The organism is Aeromonas sp. 96A (assembly GCF_051919165.1).
Classification (GTDB): domain Bacteria; phylum Pseudomonadota; class Gammaproteobacteria; order Enterobacterales; family Aeromonadaceae; genus Aeromonas; species Aeromonas veronii.
Genome location: NZ_JBQBFE010000001.1, coordinates 1453312 through 1475217, shown reverse-complemented (window position 1 = coordinate 1475217; position 21906 = coordinate 1453312). Strand labels below are relative to the sequence as shown.

General features: G+C 46.5%; 15 protein-coding genes and 2 pseudogenes. 8 read left to right on the top strand and 9 right to left on the bottom strand.

The window, feature by feature from the left end; translation table 11 throughout:
- Window positions 1-142: 142 nt before the first annotated feature.
- A complete protein-coding gene (locus ACTG2W_RS06605; RefSeq protein WP_440016120.1) occupies window positions 143-724 on the top strand; it encodes a DUF1349 domain-containing protein in 582 nt (193 codons plus the stop codon).
- 80 nt (window positions 725-804) lie between these two features.
- Here ACTG2W_RS06605 and rimO read toward each other — a convergent pair whose 3' ends face one another.
- On the bottom strand, window positions 805-2232 hold the full coding sequence (rimO, locus tag ACTG2W_RS06600) for a 30S ribosomal protein S12 methylthiotransferase RimO (RefSeq protein WP_274161762.1): 1428 nt from the start codon (window positions 2230-2232) through the stop codon (window positions 805-807).
- Between the two features lie 1441 nt (window positions 2233-3673).
- On the opposite strand from rimO, the gene ACTG2W_RS06595 reads away from it, so the two are divergent.
- On the top strand, window positions 3674-5494 hold the full coding sequence (locus ACTG2W_RS06595; RefSeq protein ID WP_080768683.1) for a recombinase family protein: 1821 nt from the start codon (window positions 3674-3676) through the stop codon (window positions 5492-5494).
- A 615-nt stretch (window positions 5495-6109) separates the two neighbouring features.
- Here ACTG2W_RS06595 and ACTG2W_RS06590 read toward each other — a convergent pair.
- The 4 genes from ACTG2W_RS06590 to ACTG2W_RS06575 are packed head-to-tail and all read right to left on the bottom strand — an operon-like array spanning window position 6110 to window position 10683.
- Window positions 6110-6589: a Mov34/MPN/PAD-1 family protein gene (locus tag ACTG2W_RS06590; RefSeq protein WP_162517109.1), complete on the bottom strand. Its 480-nt coding sequence runs from the start codon at window positions 6587-6589 to the stop codon at window positions 6110-6112.
- Window positions 6576-8297 carry a ThiF family adenylyltransferase gene (locus ACTG2W_RS06585; RefSeq protein ID WP_164537386.1) on the bottom strand — a complete coding sequence of 574 codons (1722 nt, stop codon included), beginning with the start codon at window positions 8295-8297 and terminating at the stop codon, window positions 6576-6578. The genes ACTG2W_RS06590 and ACTG2W_RS06585 overlap by 14 nt, the downstream gene beginning before the upstream one ends.
- Before the next feature lie 2 nt (window positions 8298-8299).
- On the bottom strand, window positions 8300-9598 hold the full coding sequence (locus tag ACTG2W_RS06580) for a CBASS cGAMP synthase (RefSeq protein WP_042024857.1): 1299 nt from the start codon (window positions 9596-9598) through the stop codon (window positions 8300-8302).
- Window positions 9595-10683 carry a CBASS cGAMP-activated phospholipase gene (locus ACTG2W_RS06575; protein ID WP_042024858.1) on the bottom strand — a complete coding sequence of 363 codons (1089 nt, stop codon included), beginning with the start codon at window positions 10681-10683 and terminating at the stop codon, window positions 9595-9597. The genes ACTG2W_RS06580 and ACTG2W_RS06575 overlap by 4 nt, the downstream gene beginning before the upstream one ends.
- Window positions 10684-11128: 445 nt before the next feature.
- Between ACTG2W_RS06575 and ACTG2W_RS06570 the strand changes: the two are divergent.
- Together ACTG2W_RS06570 and ACTG2W_RS06565 are read left to right on the top strand one after the other, a co-directional pair.
- A pseudogene (locus tag ACTG2W_RS06570) lies at window positions 11129-11362 on the top strand (DUF4172 domain-containing protein); the annotation flags it as partial.
- Between the two features lie 66 nt (window positions 11363-11428).
- Window positions 11429-12256 carry a Fic family protein gene (locus tag ACTG2W_RS06565; protein ID WP_224212420.1) on the top strand — a complete coding sequence of 276 codons (828 nt, stop codon included), beginning with the start codon at window positions 11429-11431 and terminating at the stop codon, window positions 12254-12256.
- A 397-nt stretch (window positions 12257-12653) separates the two neighbouring features.
- On the opposite strand, the gene ACTG2W_RS06560 is transcribed toward ACTG2W_RS06565, so the two are convergent.
- Both ACTG2W_RS06560 and ACTG2W_RS06555 read right to left on the bottom strand, forming a co-directional pair.
- The gene (locus ACTG2W_RS06560; RefSeq protein ID WP_042024860.1) at window positions 12654-13061 is read right to left on the bottom strand and encodes an H-NS family histone-like protein; all 408 of its coding nucleotides are present in this window, start codon (window positions 13059-13061) and stop codon (window positions 12654-12656) included.
- A gap of 595 nt (window positions 13062-13656) precedes the next feature.
- Window positions 13657-13848, bottom strand: a complete 192-nt coding sequence (locus ACTG2W_RS06555) for a hypothetical protein (RefSeq protein ID WP_042083548.1) — start codon at window positions 13846-13848, stop codon at window positions 13657-13659.
- A gap of 108 nt (window positions 13849-13956) precedes the next feature.
- Between ACTG2W_RS06555 and ACTG2W_RS06550 the strand changes: the two genes are divergently transcribed.
- From ACTG2W_RS06550 to ACTG2W_RS06535, 4 genes and pseudogenes are all read left to right on the top strand, one after another.
- A complete protein-coding gene (locus tag ACTG2W_RS06550; protein ID WP_308218861.1) occupies window positions 13957-14412 on the top strand; it encodes an antitoxin Xre/MbcA/ParS toxin-binding domain-containing protein in 456 nt (151 codons plus the stop codon).
- Window positions 14413-15147: 735 nt separating this feature from the next.
- Window positions 15148-16332: pseudogene (locus ACTG2W_RS06545) on the top strand (SulP family inorganic anion transporter); the annotation flags it as partial.
- A gap of 283 nt (window positions 16333-16615) precedes the next feature.
- Complete coding sequence (locus ACTG2W_RS06540; RefSeq protein WP_080768677.1) at window positions 16616-17887, top strand: substrate-binding periplasmic protein; 1272 nt, start codon at window positions 16616-16618, stop codon at window positions 17885-17887.
- A 301-nt stretch (window positions 17888-18188) separates the two neighbouring features.
- A complete protein-coding gene (locus ACTG2W_RS06535) occupies window positions 18189-18851 on the top strand; it encodes a response regulator (RefSeq protein WP_080768678.1) in 663 nt (220 codons plus the stop codon).
- Window positions 18852-18966: 115 nt separating this feature from the next.
- Here the strand turns inward: ACTG2W_RS06535 and ACTG2W_RS06530 are convergent, their stop codons facing one another.
- Together ACTG2W_RS06530 and ACTG2W_RS06525 are read right to left on the bottom strand one after the other, a co-directional pair.
- The gene (locus tag ACTG2W_RS06530) at window positions 18967-19926 is read right to left on the bottom strand and encodes a sensor domain-containing diguanylate cyclase (protein ID WP_257724783.1); all 960 of its coding nucleotides are present in this window, start codon (window positions 19924-19926) and stop codon (window positions 18967-18969) included.
- Between the two features lie 244 nt (window positions 19927-20170).
- Window positions 20171-21676: a histidine-type phosphatase gene (locus ACTG2W_RS06525; RefSeq protein ID WP_042083550.1), complete on the bottom strand. Its 1506-nt coding sequence runs from the start codon at window positions 21674-21676 to the stop codon at window positions 20171-20173.
- Between the last annotated feature and the right edge of the window lie 230 nt (window positions 21677-21906).

The window sequence follows — 21906 nt, the reverse complement described above, 5'->3', positions numbered from 1 at the left end:
CTTGTATCGGGGCGGCAATAGCGACACTATTGACTCCTTTTTGGGTTCCGCAGAGGCGCAGCCATGACCTGCCGTGACCGGACTAGGGGTTGGCGAGCTGCATTTGTGCGGGATTATGCGGGATAAAAAGGAGCAGAGCAGGATGATGGAAGTGACGGCGTGGCGTTGGCTCAATGAACCGGTCCAGTGGCACCAGACAGACGACGGTTTGCAGGTGGTAACGGACCAGCAGACCGATTTTTGGCGCAGCACCTGGTATGGCTTCGAGCGCCACAGCGGCCATGTTTATGGCTGCGAGGTGGCGGGTGAGTTTACCTTTCAGGTCTGCGTTGAGGGGGAGTTCACCACCCTCTACGATCAGGCGGGGCTGATGCTGCTGCAAGACGACGAACACTGGCTGAAAGCGGGCATCGAGTACAACGATGCCCAGCCGATGATCGGCAGCGTGCTGACCAATCCGCGCTCTGACTGGGCCACCGGCATCTTCACCGGCAATCCGCGCCGTTTCTGGCTGCGGCTGACCCGGCTGGCCGATTGCCTGCGTTTGCAATACTCCATCGATGGCAAGGTGTGGCCGCTGCTGCGCCTCGCCCCGTTCCCGCCAAGCGAACGCTGCTTTATCGGGGTGATGTGCTGCACGCCGGAGCGGCAGGGGCTGGCGGTGCGATTCTCTGACTTGCGCCTCACGCCGCCCCTTGGCAAGGCGCTCCATGATTTGAGCTAGGCCAGCGGTTTTGCCTGCGACATTGAGCCAATAAAAAAGCGCCCGCAGGCGCTTTTTTCATTTGGCTGGTAGAGCCTCAATTAGCTGATCAGGCTGGCCCACAGGTCATATTCGTCGGATTCGTCGATCCGCACCTTGACCATGTCGCCCGGCTTAAGGCCGGTTTCGCCGTTGAGGTAGACCAGACCGTCGATCTCCGGTGCATCGGCAAAAGAGCGGCCAGTGGCGCCCTCTTCGTCCACCTCGTCGATGATAACGGTCAGCTCCTGACCCACTTTGCGGGCCAGTTTGCGGATGGAGACCTGCTGTTGCAGCTCCATGAAACGCTGGAAGCGCTCTTCCTGAATCTCTTCCGGTACCGGATCCGGCAGCTCGTTGGCCAGCGCCCCTTCGACCGGGCTGTATTTGAAGCAGCCGACCCGATCCAGCTCCGCCTTGTCGATAAAGTCCAGCAGCATCTGGAAATCTTCCTCGGTCTCGCCCGGGAAGCCGACGATAAAGGTGGAGCGCAGGGTGATCTGCGGGCAGATCTCGCGCCACTTCTGGATCCGCTCCAGGGTGCGCTCGACGGTACCCGGGCGCTTCATCAGTTTCAGGATGCGCGGGCTGGCGTGCTGCAGCGGGATGTCGAGGTAGGGCAGTACCTTGCCATCGCGCATCAGCGGGATGACGTCATCTACGTGCGGGTAGGGGTAGACGTAGTGCAGACGTACCCAGATGTCGAGCTTGGCCAGCTCTTCGCACAGGGCGACCATGCTGGTCTTGACCGGCATGCCGTCGTAGAAACCGGTGCGGTGCTTCACATCGACGCCGTAGGCGGAGGTGTCCTGGGAGATCACCAGCAGCTCCTTCACGCCCGCCTCTTTCAGGCGCTTGGCTTCTGCCAGCACGTCGCCGATGGGGCGGCTCACCAGATCCCCGCGCATGGAGGGGATGATGCAGAAGGTGCAGCGGTGGTTGCACCCTTCGGAAATCTTCAGATAGGCGTAGTGGCGCGGGGTCAGCTTGACGCCGTGGGCCGGTACCAGACTGGTGAAGGGGTTGTGCTGCGGCTTCTCCACATATTTGTGGACGTGACCCAGCACTTCTTCGTAGGCGTGGGGGCCGGTGATCTCGAGCACCTTGGGGTGGATCTCGCGGATCTGGTTCTCTTTGGCGCCGAGGCAACCGGTGACGATTACCTTGCCGTTCTCGGCCAGCGCTTCGCCGATCGCTTCCAGCGACTCTTGCACCGCGCTGTCGATAAAGCCGCAGGTGTTGACGACGACCAGCTCGGCATCGTCATAGCTGGGCACCACATCGTACCCTTCGGTACGCAGCTGGGTCAGGATGCGTTCTGAATCGACCAGGTTTTTGGGGCAACCCAAGCTCACAAAACCAATCCTTGGATGGTGAGACCTAATAATGCTGGAAGTCGCTTGTTGGACAGGTTGGTCGTCCGATGGCTGAACCCGCGTAGTTGCAGGTGTCAGGCTGTCTGAGCTAGGGTCAAAACGGTTGACGGTCATAGAGGATCGTTGGTCACTAATGCAAAAAAAGATTGCGGATTATACCTGATGAGCGGGAAAGAGGAAGAAGTGATGTGTGCATTTTTTAACCTGTGATATTAGATTTCAATGCGCGATATTTTGTGTCTTTTCTTGAGAGGTGATGACGATGCGATCATCAACAACAGTGTCCTCGGTCACGAGTTCTGACTCGAATTCCTCATGCCAGTGTCTACAGCCTACAGCATGAGGGGGAGATCTACACTAAACAGTTAGGCAGTGCCGATTTGCTTGCAACCTGCGTCATGGATCGCAGTCTGGTGCTGATCATCCTGCTGGTTGCCGCGAACTTCGCTGCCAGTACCAGGAGTTGCTCGTAAGCAGAGTAACTCTTGACTACACCGATACGGGCACAGGTAATTGTCGATCTGATAGTCTGTATTGAGCATGGGGTTTGTCAATAAGTAATAAGTCGACGGGGGGGATAGGTAAAAACCAGCATTGTTGGTTGTAATTTAGTCAAGGGAGGTGATTTTTAACTTCTTTTCACATCCCCCCACTTGAAAAATTCTAAAAATTGTCCATTTACTAATAATAAGAGAGGTAATAAAATTTTAGCGTTTCAACATTCCGCTGCTACGCAGCGAAGAGAAACCAGTTTTACTACCCCTCGCAGGCTTTTTATTGAAGAGAAAATATGAAAGTCTCTCTTGTATATTAAATTTTATTATGCATGGGGCATGCAATAAGTACGCTTATCACTGATAAGCAGAAAGCAGAAAGCAGAAAGCAGAAAGCAGAAAGCAGAAAGCAGAAAGCAGAAATGTGCCGATCTTCCTTACTTGCCAGTTGGTCAAAGAAGTGACATTCAATATAATTAATATGTTTACGTGGTCACGTTCTTCCTGCTTATTTTGACCAAACTCATCGGCTGACCATCATGTTCTCGGTGCCACACCATCACGGACTTTGGTCAAGTATCTTTTTATCATTGGAGTCTATCGTCATCTACACCGAATATGCGCAACCTTCATTTCGCGCTTGAGCAAGCGTATCTTGAGAAAGAACAAGACATCGCCATGGTGGTGGTATTATTACGGCAGTATGACTGCGAACCCTCGTTTCTCCTTGCTACTTCCTAGCCTGAAATATATAAGTGGAAATTAATAATAGAGAGTATGGATAGTTTATTTCTGATGAGGTGATTATTTTTTGATGGGGGTTGATATCTAGTGTTTTTGGATATAACCTTCCATTTAAATGTTTGCTAGTGGTTATATACCGTGTGTCGGCAATAGTGTTTGTGTTCAGAAAATGAACGGCGCTAAGTGATTGTGTCGTAGCTGGGCATCTGGTCTAGGCATGTCTGCTTTAATTTAATTCAACTGTACCGGTAGCGTACAAGTATAGTTGTGTATCTAGCATATATAGCCTCGTCATAGAATCAATTTTTGGAGATGTTATGGATTTAAGGTCGTCTGCACCAACACTATATCTGTATAGTCGTGTAAGTACGGATAAGCAGGCCGCCGGTAATAAAACTGGCGTACAACGTCAGACTGAGGGGGCTTTGGTTGATGCAACAAAGTTAAAATATAGTAACATGCCTGTTATCTATATGTCAGATAACGGAATGTCAGCCAGTAAGGGGGAAAACATTGAACATGGATGTCTGGGGAGGTTTATTGAACTAAGTCGTTCAGGTCATATTGCACCCGGCTCTGTATTGGCCATGGAAAACATCGATCGTTTCTCTCGCTTAGCGTTAACAAGAGCCAGTGAGTTCTTAACCTGTATTCTCGCAGCCAATATTGTTGTTTATACATGGATTGATGGGGCAGTATATCAAAAAGATAATCTTGCATCCGCGATTTTGTCACTAGTTAAACTTGAAAGCAGCAATGATTATACAAATAAACTTTCTGCTCGGGTTACTGGTGCAGCTCGTGTTGCATTAAAGCGTCATCAAAATGGTGAGTGCGATGCAGATGGTTATCCAGCTGCAATTAATGGCTTCGGTAAAAATAAATTTTGGGTTGATACGACAACTGGGTTTGTACGCCCTCATCCATATTATTTCTCTATAGTTAAAGAAATGATTATGATGATTCGAGAAGGGAGGGGGCATATAGCAATTAAAAAGCATTTAGATGAAAGTTATACCCCCCCTACAATAGCTCAAAATTCTAATAAAGAGGGGTGGGGAATAAATCTTATTAAAAAGATTATAAGTGATCGTGCAGTTTTAGGCGAAAAAATAATTCATATTGATGGTCGCGAGCATCTGTTGGTAAATTATTATCCCGCTGTTTGCACTGAGGCTGAATTTGCACAAGCTAAGCGAGTGCGTAGTGAAAAAAAACAGTTTACTAGTAAGATGAAAAACGCTGCGGGCATTGTTACTGGAATGCGTATAGCCACTTGTGGGGACTGTGGCAGTTCACTACAGGTCTACCGTAGTAAAGCCGGAAAAAAAGATGAAAAGCTCCGTTATAAATGCAGCGGAAGGTCAGACACTTCGGTGAAAAGCTGCACAGCTGCAACATTTGATAATAGATATTTTGAGTATGCACTAATGTTGCTGATTGGCAGCGTGATACTTCAGCCTAAAAAAAATACAAATGAGAATAAAGTTGCTTCGATTAAAAATAAAATAGAATCGATAAGTTCAAAAATAGAAATCATGATTCAATCTGTGGGAGCAACCACAGAGGGAGATATACATATTCTGTTGACTGAACGACTAGATAAATTATCTAGGGAACGTAAACAGTTAAATGAAGAATTGACCATTGAGATTAGTCATGCGGAGGCTTCTATTAACCCAGATATATATATGCTGATACCACCAAACTACATTGACTACAATCAGGCTGATATAAGGAACGAGGTAAGGGATATAATATATAAGACAGTAAAATCAATAAAGGTGCATTCTGTTACTGGCTGTTTCTATATTCAGGTTGAGTTGTTTGGTGGAATGAGTACCGATGGTATTGTTATTGACAATAAGTATATCTCCGACTTCGGTTTTGATATGCACCATCAGCAGGAGAACGAGGAAGCATTCCTGGCTTACAATAAATTTGTCAATAACTTCGAGTGTATCGATAAAGATGGAAAGTTAATTAGAATGTTAGACTTGGTGAATGGCACTGATTTTATAATTTCTGATGAACTATATCTCAATCAAAGGGTAAAGGTTTTAAAGGAGAAGCCTATGACTGAGGAAATGCGTACTGCTATTGAAAAATTTGAAACTTGGGTTCCTAAAATCCAGTAATTAATATGCCGGTTAGTGATAAGGATTTTTGCCATTGCTAATGGTTGATATGTAAAATCACTAAATTATTCTGCTAAGATAAATAATGCTGTATATTCACGGCATGATGTGTAGCGTCATGCATATGAATGAGCAAAAAAATGAAATTTTGTGGTGGCCCCATGCAGCGCAAGCTGCAAGACTGAAAGAATCCACCAAAATGGAAATGAGATTCAACTAAACCACCAATTTCTCTACATATTTTTTGATACCCAACCTAGTATTTTCTAATGCTTGCTGTAGCGCCACCCAGCAGCAATAAATCCAGTTTTTCATTAGCTCCGGTCTGTTATTTTAACCTCGCAGTTCCTTTCCAGTAGGCATACTTGCGGGAACGAACTCTAGGCGTGTCAATTCTCTCTAGAAAACGTTGTTTTTTTTTCTTTAAAAATAGCATCTTAGACTATGAGTGTCTTGTAGCTTGCTCGATGACTACCATATGAATTTACCCTATAGCTGCTTCCAACATTTTTTGAGCTGTGCATGGCAAGGTAAATATGGGAAATGGTTAAAATTACCTTACCCTAGTGCATCTTAATAGTTAGGAAATTAAAATTTCAGATACCACTGTATCTTTCAAATTAGTATATTTTTCAATGCTTCACAGCGACCATTCTCACAGTAGCCCCACCAGTCAGTCTTTTGACCAATGATCGCTACTATGGATGTGCTGTTTTTAGGTAAGCCTTTACGCCAACTAGATACGTCAGTGGCAGAGGGCAAAGGATTCGATTCAGGATGGGTATGCCACTCACCTATGTAAGTAAGATAGCCTCCTGATGTGTGCCAAAGTTGATCAACCATAACTTGATGGTGTTGTTTTTTACGTACAAAACCAAAACGCGATGCTTGGTCGTAGGGACTAGGTTCTGTAACGTGAGTTATTATTATATGAGGTGGCCGAATTTCTCCAATAAATACACCTCCTTGCTCAGGTTGACTGTGATGTAACTGCCGATATCGATTTAAAATATGAAGTACCGCAGTCTCAACGATTATTAGTCCACCAGCTCTATTACTCAAGGTCAGCTCAGCCTTGACGTCAGGAACAAACACTACATTCTCCAAATTTTTTCAGCTTTCTACGCTTATGATGAATTACATTACCTGTCGAGTGTTGAGCATAGGTCCAGGGAAGCTTATCCTGAAGAGTATTCAGCACGGCCTCTTGAATTAGTGCGGCAGTAATTGTGCTGACGCTAGCATCATAGGGTGTAAAAATGCTGCCGCAGGAAACTCGATGAGGAGCTACAGGTCTATCGACCTCCTTGAGGATCTCGAGACGCTTGGCACATTCATAACAGGCTTTTCCATCGTCGATCATAACAACAGACGCTTGACCATAAGCATCATTGTAGCCGTGGATGATGAAGGGAGGACGTTGGGTAGAAGCTCGAGCCAAGTAACTGAGCATTTTACTTGTTGGGGCGTGACCAGTAGCATCGATCACAATATCATAGCCACGAATATTATCTTCATTCATTTCAAAACGATAAGGTTTGACATCTATTCTTGGATTGCCCAAAGAGTCACGCTTTATTAGCTTACTTAGGGCCTCAGCTTTATTCCAACCGATATAAGTGGCTGGGAGAGCATGCCGACTCAGATTGCCTGGAGACAGAATGTCACTGTCACAGAGAACTAGCCGACCGGTATTGCCACGCCCTGCTCCTACCTTGGCAAGCAGCTGAGCAGCAAAGCCACCAATGGTGCCGCAGCCAATTATCAAGATTTGCTTGTTCTCAAGATCAAGGAAAACAGGTCTGTTGCGCCGTTGAAGCTCTTGGTCGCTTATCGAGCTCACATTTAAGCGAGAGAATGCGGTCGTTGCGGATTTTGATCTGAGCATAGGAAGGGTAGAGCCGAGCTTTAGTTTGTGTTTACCTCCCCTAGATTTAGCTCGTTCCGTTGTACGGTGTTTCAGGATCGTCTGGGTGGCTTTACTGAAGCAGACTTCAAAGCCAATGATGCCTTCGTTCGAAATATCGAACAACACCATTTGCCTGCCCTTGGTGAGCCTGGTGAGTATTCCATTGGCCAGTGAGTCATGAGCAGGGAGGTCAGCAGATTTTAACCAATCAAAGACTTCCCTGAGTGATTGAGGCGGCCATTTACTTGGTGCTATCGCAGTGTTGTTAACTCTGACAACGGTCACGTCGCCATCAATGCCCACAGCCGGTTTTTCTCCTCGTAACCTAAACCAGTCATCCCTTTGCCCAGCGTTGCGGAAGACAACATATTCTTTGTCTGTTTGTCCATCTGCTGAGGTTGCCACTTTCAGCGACTTGTATGAGAATTTTGTACCTGAAAGCTTGCCTGCATCACCATAAATGTAAGCATCCACGACCCCATTCCAGTAGTTCACAAACTCGGTTTGAAATTCCTCTTGCCGTTGATGGCCAGCTGTTACGGCATTGTCCAATGCTTGCTGGATCAGGCTGTTTAACATGGTAATTACAGCAGGTGGGTGTTGGGGATCCCAATCGGCAGTGTCCTGGTTCACCAAACATAATCTTTGGAAACTGCTTATGTGAGGTAAGGCCATACCGATTAAGTTGGCAGGGCGACTGATAACGTAAGTTTCCGGCAAGCGACTAAGATCTTCTCTTGGCCTAACTACAGCAATAATGAATTCGCCTGCCTGTGTTTGGTAGGCTTTTATATAGGCTGGACACTCTCTCGGTAGAGAAATTGGTAGGCCGGTGATGTTGCGACTCTCGACATATCGAAAGCCGCTATGTAATAACAAGTTATGGATAGTCACTATCAACCACTCGTCATTGAATCGGTCATTTGGCTTTGTCGTTGAGGTTGTCGTTGTTGTTGGTATGCAGGTATGGCAACCCAAGGCTTGATAAGCTCTTCGTTTACAACACTGTCACCAAAAAGTCCATTTAGAGTTTTCAGTACTTCGTTCTTTGTTGAGAGCCTATTCAGTGCTCGATTAAGTTCTTCGTGCAGAGTCTCTGCTTTCGAGATAATGCTCTGAACCGTATTATCATCCATCTTTTCCTTGGGAAACAACAAGCGACCTTCATCTGAGGCATCTGGACTTTCCACTCCATCCCTTAACTTGGTGGCCAACTGTTCTGTTACTTTTAACAAAAGTTCACCATGATCTTTTGTGTCAGGCATAGGTGTATTATCAAAGGTGTCAACGACGCATTTCATAAGAGCTATGGAGGATAATTCAGGAGATTTCCACTGCACATCTCGCCAAGCCTTCAGGTATCGACAGACCTGCCGCATAGGGTCACCATGTCGCGCTACTGCGCTCCTGAACCAACGCGCAACGATTTCTGGATCTGACTTAATCCACTTATCCTTTCCTCTGACAGCCAAGTAAACACAATTTTCATCAAGCTTTCGAGTGGCTGACTTACTGAGAACACTTTCATTCAGTGAATCCATCCCTGCGACAGAGTTCAATGCCACTTCTCGAGTTTCAAACTGATCTCTTGGGATTGCATACATGGGCACATCTACATGCACATTTCTATCTTCGATGACAATACGTCCACAAGTAGGCTTCTTTAATGCTTTCCAGTTGTAGTTTTCTTCTGCCAAAGATGCTAGCGATGCATCTACAAGTAGGAGAAGAAGCTCATGGCCGACTAACGGTTGCTCTTTGAACATATCCATAGGCATGTATGTACCATCATCAATGTCCATCTGTTGTGGCGGTTTATGATATGGCTTGTTCAGTGTTTTGTACTTGTAACTTCCTTGAACCCAAAATCTTGGCTCTGTATTCAAGAAGGCTCCGCGTGCGTCATCACTCATATCCAAGAGCAGTTTCACAACTCGCTGGACATCTGCATTGTCAAGATAGCGCAGGTTGGTTTTCCTAATTGCACTTTCTACGAGTTGGATATTCGTTGAGCTCCGAGAACGGCTGGCCAGCATTTTGACGACATCTTTTGCTTCTGTGAATACACCCTTTGTCCGAATTCTGATCGTGTCCTTAAGTTTCTCGAGAGAAGCCTTGTCGGTGCTGGTAGGCTCCAGTCTTTTCATGAGACCGTCATTGGTATTGGTAAGATATAGATGTGCTGACCATTTCATTCTGACGCTTCCTTACGGTCGGTGGGGTGAATGAAGGCTGGAGCCTCCGTGCTAAAGAAAGTCTCGATAAGTGCTTTTTTGCCAGTAGCTGTGGTTGCTACAGATTTTCCCCACGCGACAAGTGCTTTCAGTGACTCTTCGCTCGCATTGTCTAACGAGATGACTCGAGCCTGTTGATCAGGCACGGTTTCATCAAGCGAGAAATAGCAAGGGGGCATGCCTTCTCGATTTAGTGCCTTACCGGCCATGAACCCGTGCATTTTCTGCGAGGAGGACATGACTGTCTCAATGAGTGCCTTTCCACCGCCCCAAAGGCCAAAGTACCCAGGGAACCACCTAGAGATGTTATTGGGATTGATACAAAAATCGTTGGAGAGGGTTCCAATATTAAGAATTTTGATATCGTTTGCTGTTATACCCTTAAACTCCTCATCATCCAGATAATTCAGCGCTTCATGATAGGCGACGAATGATGGATTGTTTGCTAGTAAGCCTCCATCGGCAAAATACGCACTCTGCCACTCGATATAGTGAGGTAGGAAGTAGGTGGGGGCAGCAGATGTAGCCATGGCTACATCAACCAAGGTGAATTGATCATCTCGGGTGAACAGGGAGTTATGACAGGTTTTGATGAACAAAGGGCGACCTGTGCTCAGGTTGACCGTTGGGATGAGCAGGCGTCGTTTTAGCGATCTGACCGTCTTGCCGGTTCCCACGATCTCAGTCACTGCTTTTTCCAGGTTGTTAGCCTTATAGAGAGGGCTCAGCAACAGCTTACCTAGCTGGTATATGTTTCGAACACAATTGGGCACCCAACTCTGGCGAGGGAAAATATCTGGAGCTGCTTTGTGAAACTTGCCCTGCAAGTCTCTAGCTTTCTGACCATCAGCCAAAGCAATGGCAATTATTCCGCCGATGGAAGCCCCGGTGATCATGTCGAAGTAATTACCGATGGCCAAATCAGGATTGTTGTTGCGCTCAGCCAGAACCCGTTCTAGTTCCGCTAAAATGGTAATTGAGAAGAGACCACGCACCCCTCCACCGTTCAAAGACAGGATTTTGAATTGCTTGTTAGAGTCGTTCATGGAGCCTCCATTAGAACCGTACACAATATGCGGGGATTCTGTGCTCACTTCAATGGGGAGAGTAAAAAGAACACTGTAACGGCTACTCTACGGCGCTGTTGCCAAAATGAACTGTTCTGATAACAGCTAACCCTGCTCCAAGTTACTGTTACTCTTTGGTCTTTTCTCCACGGGTCACCTGCCTTGGTAGAACCACTCACTGTGCAGTATGAGCGGGCACAGGCCAACATATATCGGCGATGAATGAGGCTAGAAAAGCTTATGAAATGCGTATTGCACGTCATTCCAGATATGTAGTTATGTTGAAGCTCTGCGGGCTAGAGCTGCATCCTCATTACTTGCTCTGATAGTGTGCTGCATGTGTTATATTCAGCTCAAATGTTGAGCCGAATGATGGGATAGGTCGGCTCATTATTGAGACCCTAGCACGTTGGATGAGGAAATAATGGAACCATTTTGGATTTGGCAACAAGCCGACTGGCCCCATTTTCGTTGGCGGGATAGCGAGATATTGCCCAGATTACGGCAGGTGCAACGCAGGCAGGGAATTCTAATCGGTAGTCATTCCAGGTTGGGGAACCCCGACCAAACGTTGGACACGTTATTGGCTAACATCATCGCCTCGTCCGCTATCGAAGGCGAACGCCTCAATGCACAATCCGTGCGTTCATCCCTGGCTAGGCGGTTAGGGAGCCCACAAACTCAGTCCTATCCAGTATCAGAGCGCTCAGAGGGGCTCGCGGCCATGATGCTGGATGCCATCGACAACCATGAACAACCACTGACAATTGAACGACTTTACCAATGGCATCGTTGGCTGTTCCCCGCCAACGAATGGTCGGTGCAGCCAGTGAACGTAGGGCAGTTGCGAGGAGATGAGCCGATGCAGGTTGTCTCTGGGCGTGTTGATCGCCCCACCGTGCATTTTGAGGCACCGCCCAGAGCAACTCTGGACGATCAACTGGCCGAGTTCATCCCCTGGTTTAACCAGACTCGGCATGACCCCACGATGGATCCGCTTCTTCGTGCCGCAATCATCCATTTCTGGTTCGTGACCCTGCATCCCGTTGATGATGGCAATGGGCGGCTCACGCGGGCACTGACCGATCTCGCGCTGTCACAGGCTGACAGCCACAGCATCCGGCTGTATGCCATGTCAGTTGCCATTCTAGAGCTGCGGGGTGACTACTATCGAGCGCTTGAGTCAGCGCAGAGGGGCTCGCTAGATATTACCTCCTGGATCTGTTGGTTCCTCGACACACTGGATTACTCCATAGAGTTGGCATTACAGGTTATTGATCGTTCTCTTGCCAAAAAACATTTCTGGTTGCAGCACTGTCATGATGGTCTGAGTCCAGAGCAAACCAAGGTTATTAACCGTTTATTGGATGGCGGCCAACAAGGTTTTGAAAATGGCATCAACGCCAGCCAATATCAAAAAGTCACCGGAGTCAGCAAGGCGACGGCTACACGCCATCTGGCCGAATTGGTGGGTAGGGGGTGCATTGAGAAATTACCTGGTGGCGGACGCAATACACGCTATCAGATCCGCTTGCACACCGAGGGAGTTTGAAAAAGCATCGCCATGGGGCGTTAATTTCATCTGGTAGATGAAAGCTGCGATTGGTGTACAAATGACGCTATTTAGTTAAATGTTGACGCCATGATGTGTGCCGTCAGGCATATGAACGAATAGACTTAACCGACAGTCATGGCTCTCAACTAATCTTTTGAGTGATAACAAACTATCGAGAATATCGGGATCTATTGCAGGAACATCACCAGGCCCGAGATTTGAAAGCAGTTTGGTCACACTGAGACGTACCAGTTGCTCTTCGGCCAGAGCCTTGGCTCTCTGGACAACCTCGGGTGATTCGGATGAAATCATATCCTCCAATGTCCTCCCCATACGGTGCTCCTACTACAGATAGAATTAAAGGCCCACGCCGAGCTGGCATGGGCTCTCAGCACTAGATCAAAAACTCTTCCAATGCACGACCATTAGCCACTGCTTCTGCGATGGTCTTGGGCATGCGACCTTGGCCAGTCCAGGTTTTCTCCTGACCGTCTTCGGTGTATTTGTATTTTGCAGGACGAGGAGCGCGCTTGCTCTTTACTGTACCCTCTGCTTTTGCAGTGGTTGCAGTACCAACAAGCTCACTCGGATCTATGCCCGCTTGTTTCAGCAGCTCGGTAAACTCAGCCAGTTTTTGCAGGCGTTCAGCGGACTCTTCTCTCAATTTGCTCTCTTGCTGCTCACGCTCAGCAAAAATCTCTTCGAATTTTTCTCTGATTTCGACCAGCTGCTCGAAAGAGAGCTCGCGCAATGCAGCTCGCAGACTACGAATATTCATCAGTATTTTCAAAAAATCGTTCATTTTTATCCTCATGTATCACATTTTTATATCAGGAAAATTATCTCTCAATCCCAGCATCAGCTCCACTGTTTTTGGCACCAAGATGATTCGAAAAAGCATCATTTAAAAATCCTGAGCTAAATTGCGTTTGGATCTACTTATTGGCCTAGCTCCAATCTGCTATGAAAATATGTAGCTAAAAATTAAATCCAAGTGGTAGTGAGCGTTGAGACCACCTCACCAGATGAGCCGATGAAGGATCTTGTTCGGCTCACGAAATGAGCCGATAGGACAATATCATTGGCTCACAGAATGAGTCGATGATAAGAAATTTTAGATTTGCCCCTTGAGGATCCAGACACTTCGCCCCTCTTAACTTAAGAGGAAGTCTTGGATGACTAGGCCACTACACATCCATGTCTCCAGAAAGCAAAAAACCCCGCAACGAGGCAGGGTTTCAGCATTTTTTCAACTTCGCACTCAGGGTAGCGACTCTCCCTTGTTTCAACTTCGCACTTAGGGTAGCGAATCTCCCTGTGCCTTGATTCTATGAAAGGTGAAGCCGCTAGTCAACATTATTACTGGCATAACCAGCATTGAGCACTTATTTGATATGTTATTTTTGGATGCCTTTGCACTCAAATTTTGGAGGTGTTTTCCAACCTGTAACGCGCCCGCTGCGTTTGTTGACCCTTCGGTATTCATTCCCCAACAGGATTTCCCATTCAGAGCCGTTCTCCGATAGAACCTGAAAAGTAGTCCCCAGCTCAATGCCTAAACCTGGTTCAGTACAGACCAACTCGGTCATCAGCCCTCCTCAATGTAGGGGCATTTGGTTGTTAATTTTCCACTCAAAACGACAGTTTGGGGTAGGATAGCTCATGAGAGGTCGTGTTTGTACAATGAGGAGTGCTACATGATGCCCTATGCAACCTATCATCCTAGTAGTGACGCAGTTACTCCGAACCGTCTCCTAGAAGGTCTTGGTATTCCTCGTGACCCACTAGGAGCACATCTATGGATCGTGGCTGGCGTAGCTCCTGGCAGCATTCATCGACTGGCTGAATTGATGAGTGCAGACATAGGTTTGATATGCCGCTTAGTAAGCATTAGCCGCCACACTGTTGCTCGCAAGCTGAGGATTGGGGCTCCCCTATCAATCTCTCAGGGTGCCAGGGTATACGGCGTTGTGCAGGCCCTCGATGCGGCACTATCCCTCAACAAGAACGATACTGCCAAGGCGTTGTCATGGCTAAACAGACCAGCCTGGGGCCTCGGTGGCGTGGCTCCAGCCACATTGTTGACTACAGATATGGGAGTTCAGGCAGTTATCCATTTGGTGGGGCGGATTCAGCATGGGGTGTGCAACTAAATCGAGGGTTGTGGTAGGCGCCCCCCCACAGAATGCTTCAAAAACAACCAATCTCATCATTTTTTGAAATTTATTTCATTTACCCCACTTGAAAAATTCGGAAAACTGTCCATTTACTAATTATGAGAGCTATAAATTAATTTTTTCCATTTCAACATTCCGCTGCTGCGCAGCGAAGAGAAACCAGTTTTACTACCCCTATAAGCTATTTTTATTAAATAAAAGAAGTTTAAAGAGCACTGATAAATTAAAGTTCCTTAACTTGGCTTAAGACATCAATGCTCCATCACTCAGTAATAAATTAGATTCATATAAACAGAAAACAGAAAACAGAAAACAGAAAACAGAAAACAGAAAACAGAAAACAGAAAACAGAAAACAGAAAACAGAAAACAGAAAATATGAGTAAAGGAATAATAAGAGTATGGCTATATTCGCCCTGTAGGGCGGAAAATTAAAAAGATGTTTTTGCTAGACATGATAACCCTGCCTGTGCAGGCGCTTCTCTGTTATCATCAGCAGCCCATGAACAAATCGCATACTGGCGTGACTGTTACGCCGCCTTAACCCCTACCTCTGCGGCTCCTGCCGCCTTACTCTGGTTATCACAACCAGAGCGCTTTTTTACACCCATTAGATCCCAATACAACAATCTGATCCTGTCCGAACTCCATCTGACCCCCAAGTAGATGGATGCGTTGTGCTATGGATCCTAAACAAGCGAGAAAATCCCCCATGCTGGAACGTGCAAGACAAGAATGGTTCTCCAACATCCGTGGTGACCTTTTAGCCGGAATTGTGGTCGCCCTGGCGCTGATCCCAGAAGCCATCGCCTTCTCCATTATTGCTGGTGTAGACCCCAAAGTCGGCCTCTATGCCTCCTTCTGTATCGCAGTGGTCATCGCTTTTGTCGGCGGTCGTCCAGGCATGATCTCGGCAGCCACAGGCGCAATGGCGCTCCTGATGGTGACCCTGGTCAAAGAGCATGGCCTGCAATATCTGCTGGCAGCAACCCTGCTTACTGGGGTACTCCAGATCGCAGCGGGTTACCTGAAACTGGGCAGCCTGATGCGGTTTGTCTCCCGTTCCGTGGTCACCGGCTTCGTCAATGCGCTGGCGATCCTCATCTTTATGGCCCAGTTGCCTGAGCTCACCAACGTCACCTGGCAGGTCTATGCCATGACAGCAGCTGGTCTTGGCATCATCTATCTGTTCCCGCTTATTCCGGTGGTTGGCAAGCTAGTGCCTTCTCCGCTGCTCTGCATCGTCATCCTGACGGCAGTCGCCATCACTATGGGCATCGATATCCGTACTGTAGGCGATATGGGCGAGCTGCCCGATACTCTGCCCATCTTCCTGTGGCCCGAAGTGCCGCTCAATCTGGAGACGCTGGCGATCATCTTCCCATACTCCGCAGGTCTGGCTGTGGTCGGTCTGCTCGAATCCATGATGACGGCGGCCATTGTCGATGACCTGACGGATACCAGCAGCGACCGCAATCGCGAATGCAAGGGCCAGGGGATCGCCAATATTGGTGCGGGCCTGATGGGTGGCATGGCGGGCTGCGCCATGATTGGTCAGTCCATCATCAACATCAAATCCGGTGGTCGTGGCCGCCTCTCCACCTTTGTCGCTGGCACCCTGCTCATCCTGATGGTGGTCTTCATGGATGAGTGGATCCGCCAGATCCCCATGGCAGCCCTGGTAGCCGTGATGATCATGGTCTCTATCGGGACGTTTTCCTGGGAGTCGGTTCGTAATCTCAAGAAGCACCCGCTCTCCACTAATATCGTGATGATCGCAACAGTGGCAGTGGTCGTCGCTACCCATAACCTGGCGCTTGGGGTATTTGTCGGGGTACTGCTCGCCTCCCTGTTCTTTGCCAACAAGGTTGCCCGCTTCATGCTGGTCAAGAGTGACTGAATCGCCCCTGGATTTCTTGACTGATGATATGAGTTAATCTGTCACTCGAGCATCAAGGGGGTTGATTTAACCGAATGTGCCGCTGAATCTCATCACTTTTTGCGCGAGAAGCCCCGTCCTCGGGCCAGGGTATTGCACTTACTATCTGAAATCACGGTTGCCCTAGCCCATAATCAAAACGGCCGCTATATTCAGAAGAGTGATCTCGATTCTGATTCTATGTTGAGTTAGATCACAAAAAACCAGATAAAAACAACTAATTATCAATGGGTCTTATGTGATGAGAGTTACTACAGCCATGCTGTGTGTTTTAATAGTATTATTGCAGGTTGTTTATGCCGCGACTCCGGCTAATTTACGCCTTGAAACCAGTCTAGCACCTCCATACCAAACCGTTGAGGATGGCAACCTCAAAGGTTACGCAGTGGATACTGTAAAATGTGTTTTGGATAAGATAGGCGTTCAATATCAATTTAAGATAGTTCCCCCCAAGCGCGCAGAATTAGATTTAGTTATGGGGCGCTCCAGTGGTTTCTTCAGTTCTATAGATCAGCCTAATATTAATAAATACGCAAAACTCAGTGCGCCAATAGTTTTGGATAAGTGGTACTGGTTTAGTCTCTCGTCAATATCTAGGAAAACTCATGACGCATTAAATAAAAGTAAAATAGGCGTGCTAAGAGGAAGTAGCCAAGAAACATGGCTGTTAAGAAATAATATGCCCATATATCAATCAGTTAATAATTCAGATAGTTTATTAAAATTATTACAGAGGCGACGAATTGATTTATTTCTCGCAGATGAAAGTGTGGTTCGTGAATTAAATAAGTCTGATATAAGTTTAAACTTACTTCTTCATAAACGATTTGAAAAGTATGCACCCATGGGCGTGTATATAGCCAACCATGTCTTACTTGAACACCCGTCAATTATAGATATGTTTAATAGTAAAATATCAGAGTGCAACCAATCAAATCTATTCTTATCCGCCAGTGAACAAGAAACAATTGAAGTTGCTGTAAATAGAATGTATCGTTCACTTTTGAAAAGCCAGGAGTTAATCAATACACTGAAATTAGCAAACTTGAAAAATAAACACATAAAAATAGAAGCTATATTACAACGAGACCAGCTATGGCGTTCTATGGTAGAAAATAACTCATTCGCACCAAGCTGGATAACGAACATACTAAACTCAACCATTTCAAGGTCATTGAAGGGTTTGACAATTCAAACTCCATATATAACTGAAATCATGTTGACGGATGAGCGAGGTGTCTTAACTGCTGCGAGTAACCTAACATCTGATTACTGGCAAGGAGATGAAGAAAAGATCATCGAAACCCTAAAAATGGCCAATGAATACAGACACATCAATTCACTAGGGCGATTCGACCAGAGCAATAATCGGTTTAAAATGCCATCGATTGAGTTTGATGCATCTAGTAAGTTATTTTTATGTCGATTAAATTATCCTGTATGGTATAAAGGGCAAGTAATTGGAGTACTGTCATTTGGCATTAATGTAGAAAAAGCTCTAATTATGCTCTAATATTGTAATGTGAAACTAAATTTCATTTAGTCATAGGCATTATAAAGTCCATGTTCATTAAATATTTATTTGAAATGCATATGAGAAACGGCTGCTCCATTTTTAAAATCCTAATCATGCCGTTGATACTCATATTTTATAGCTAGTATTTCTAGTCAAACGACTGAGGGCGAAATTTTAGAAATACATAGCTATGTGCTATGATATAGCCTCATCCGGCATGCAGGTTAAGAGGTTGATTTATAGTTTTTTGTGCATTCATGGTGTAGTATGAAGCTAACATGGCATTGAGAATGTAGTTATGGATAACATAGTTTCAATCGAAGAAATGCAAGCATTAAAAGTCTTGCTTATAGATGACCATTCTATATTGCGAGCAGGAGTCAAAACTACACTCTCAACAGATTGCTTTATGACCGTAATCGCGGAGGCTAGCAATGGTAAAGAAGGATTAGAGCTAGCAGTAGAATATGAACCAGATTTAATATTGCTTGACCTTAAAATGCCAGTACTTAATGGATTAGACACGCTAAAGAAAATTAGAGCAAAGAAAATAAAAAGCAAAGTTGTTATCTTCACAGAATCAGATTTGGAAATTGATGTTGTAGAAGCGTTTAGGTTCGGAGCCAATGGATATCTTTCAAAAGATATAGAACCGCTTGATTTAATCAGCTGCATTAAGAGTATATGTGCAGATACATCAGTTGAAAGCCCTCAGCTAAACAATAAAACGATGTCAAGTTTATTATCAGAAAGTGATATTGGTATTATTAAATCATTAAGTCATAGAGAAATTGATGTAGTAAAACTTCTTGCTGAAGGTCATTCAAACAAAGTCATTTCAAAATTATTATTTATTTCTCACGGGACGGTAAAAATACATGTGAGGAATATTCTAAGAAAACTAAATTTAAAATCTAGAGTTGCGGTTACTGTATGGGCACATAATCGAACTATTAAGTGATTATAATTTCAAAATGTACATGAATAGGAATTGTCTTGTTATTTCCATTATTGCATATTATTGTCACGCTAGTTAACTGCGCTCTTTAATCATGTGCTAACAGGGAGCTTATAATTCATAAATTGTGCTTACAACGATACATAGCCTCATCCGCCAAACGGAGCAACAAGTTTAGGTCGGGTGGTGTAGTTGCATCATAGCTAACAACACCTATAGAGCAAGATAGGGTATAGGCCTTGCTACAATGTTTATTGAACTCATCGAAGGCTTTAATTACTCTCCGATTAATAGAGTTAATATTGTCAATGTTAGTTTCTGGGAGTAAAACCACATATTCATCACCACCTAATCGAGCACAGATATCCGCATTTCTAAATATAATATTTATTAAGCGAGCTGCTTGACACAATGCATCGTCTCCGACATCATGACCATATATATCATTTATAGATTTGAATTTATTCAAATCTATAAATAAAAGTGAAAGGGGCCGCTTTGTTCTAAATGCATGTTGCAAGCACTGTTCAGCCTGAAGAATAAAACCTCGCCTATTAGTTAGCCCAGTCAATTCATCTATCGTTGCCATTTGGACTGCGCGCAACTCGCTTTCAACAGTTAATGCCAAGTCTGAGAGTAAAGATCTATCTTTATCTCCAAAAACTTTGGGCTTACTATCTATGATACACAATGAACCGATATGCAACCCATCGGTTATTACTAATGAGTGCCCAGCATAAAATCTAATGTATGGCTCACCTATAACCATTGGATTATTATAGTAACACGGGTGTTTAGTAGCATCTTCAATAACAATTATGCGTTCTTTGAGAAAACCATGTTTACAAAAAGAAAAATTAGGGAGGGGTTCATGGATGTTTAGACCATAACAAGGCTTGGCCCACTCACGTTCATTGTCTTCGAATGAGATTAGGGCTATCGGCACATCAAAAATATTGCGAGCCATTCTAGTTATACGAATGAAACGCTCTTCTGTTGGAGAATCAAGCGCTTGAAGATGGCGTAACGCATCTAAGCGAGGGAGGTGAGTTTTAGAGGTTTGATGAAGAGTGTGCATCCTTGCTATCTTTTCTCATATTTGTTCGAAGCAGTAGTACTATGCCAGTCTTTTGAGTACAAAAAAATAGATTATTGTATGACATATGTCTAATTTAAGTGGATTACTCTGCCCTCTAAATAAAGATGCTGAACGTTACACGAAGTTAGCGCCTGTACGAGTGTGAAAAATTGGTGCTTATCCAAGCCAAAGCTAATGAAAAAAGTGAGAATAGGGGAGATCTCAGTCTCCCCCTGATGACCCCTTACTGAGTTATGTTAAAGCCGTAGCAGCGCTTGAGCTCCTCGAAGTCGTAGTAGTGGCTGCCGCTTTGGTAGGGCTGGCAGCCGGTTTTAAAGGCGATCTCTTTTTCGTTGTAGAGCATCTTGACCAGCACCTGCCGCTGTCTGTTCTGATAGATATCCCACTGAATATTGGCGGTATAGGGGGAGACCCAGCCGCCGCGCCACTCGTTGTTCTGCTGGCTGAACAGCTGATCCGGGCTGGCCCCCTGACGGCTACCTTCCAGTTTCATCAGGGCGGCGAGGGGGATAATGGCTTCGGCGTGGGCAAAGCGCAGGGTGGCCCGTCGACTCTGCTCGCCTTCCACCACCTGACGTTGCACCTCGCCAAACAGGCCGTCGAGCAGCGGCTGGGCAATGGCGTAGGGGGCGCTCTGGTTGGCAAAGCTCGGCCCCTTTTCGTAGAAATCTTCCGCATCGGAGAGGTAGGAGAACCAGGCCGACTCCTCCGGAGTGAGGAACTGCTCCAGCGCCCAGGGTTCGCTGCCCTGTGCCTGCGCTTCGCGGATCATGCCGGGGCCGATGATAAAGAGGTTGTAGAGCATCAGGGCGGCATCCACTTCGTCGCGCACATAGGTCATGCCGCCATCCTCCGGGTTGACGGCGACAAACTCGACACCGCCCGCCAGATAGTCGACAAAGTCCTTACTGTAGATACGCTCCAGCATGCTGCGGGCCATCTCTTTGGTCTTGCTCAGGTTCTTAAGCTGATCCAGCGCCTTGGCCAGCTCGGGGGCCGGGGCTATCCCGGCATCCTCGTCGCCGATAAAGCGCTGGTAGCTCTCATAGGCGGGCAGGTAGTGGGCGTAATCCCCCTCGGGCGTAGTCTTGTGGAAGTAGAGCTCGAACTTGTTGACCAGCTTTTTGTCGATCTTCGAGGGGTCATCCTGCGTGAGGTAACACTGCGCCGAGTCGCTGACATAGTTCACGTCGCGCTTGAGGCTCTCCATAAAGTAGAAGGCGCTTTCGTTGGCCCTGTCCTTGCCCGAGGTGACCACCTTGATGCAGTGGGGCTCGCTGCTGTTGAGCAGGGTCGGTAGCCGCACCGCCAGTCGGGTAGCGAGATTGGCGTGCTCCTCCTTGCCCAGCGCCGAGAGTAGGCCATAGCCCAGTTTCTGGTTGGCGGCCGTCACCAGATCGACCTTGCCTCCCAACCCCAGCCCGAGGGTGGTGAGCGCCCCCTGACGCTGCGCCTCTTCCCATACCAGCTTGGTCAGCACGTCATATTTCGGGCTGGAAAGTGAACGTGAGCCGTGGCGCGCCACCATCTCGGTAAAGACCGGGCTGAACCCTTGAGGTGCTGGCTCGTAGCTCTCTGCCTGCTGCTGCGGGCTGTAGACTGCTTTGGTGCTGTATTGGTAGGCTGTTTTGCCTTGGCTGTCGGCAGACGATTCGTTCTCTGACTGGCAGCCGCCAAGCAAGACCAGCGAGACGGCCAAAGCAACATAAGAAGAGCGCGGGAAAGTCATGATAATCCTTATCTATCGTTATGAAAAAATAAGTGAAATATCATAGGAGCCATTAATGACAGTTAGATGTCACTTTGGTGAGGCGGATATTTTTTAATTGTTCAGTGCTAAAGAGTGAGGGAGGCATGATGCCTCCCTCTTGTTATTGCTTGCCGGTCAGGGCTAGAGCCTAGTGAACCCTTTAATTGTAGAAATGTTCTTCGATATTCTGAATTTTGAACATCTAGTCA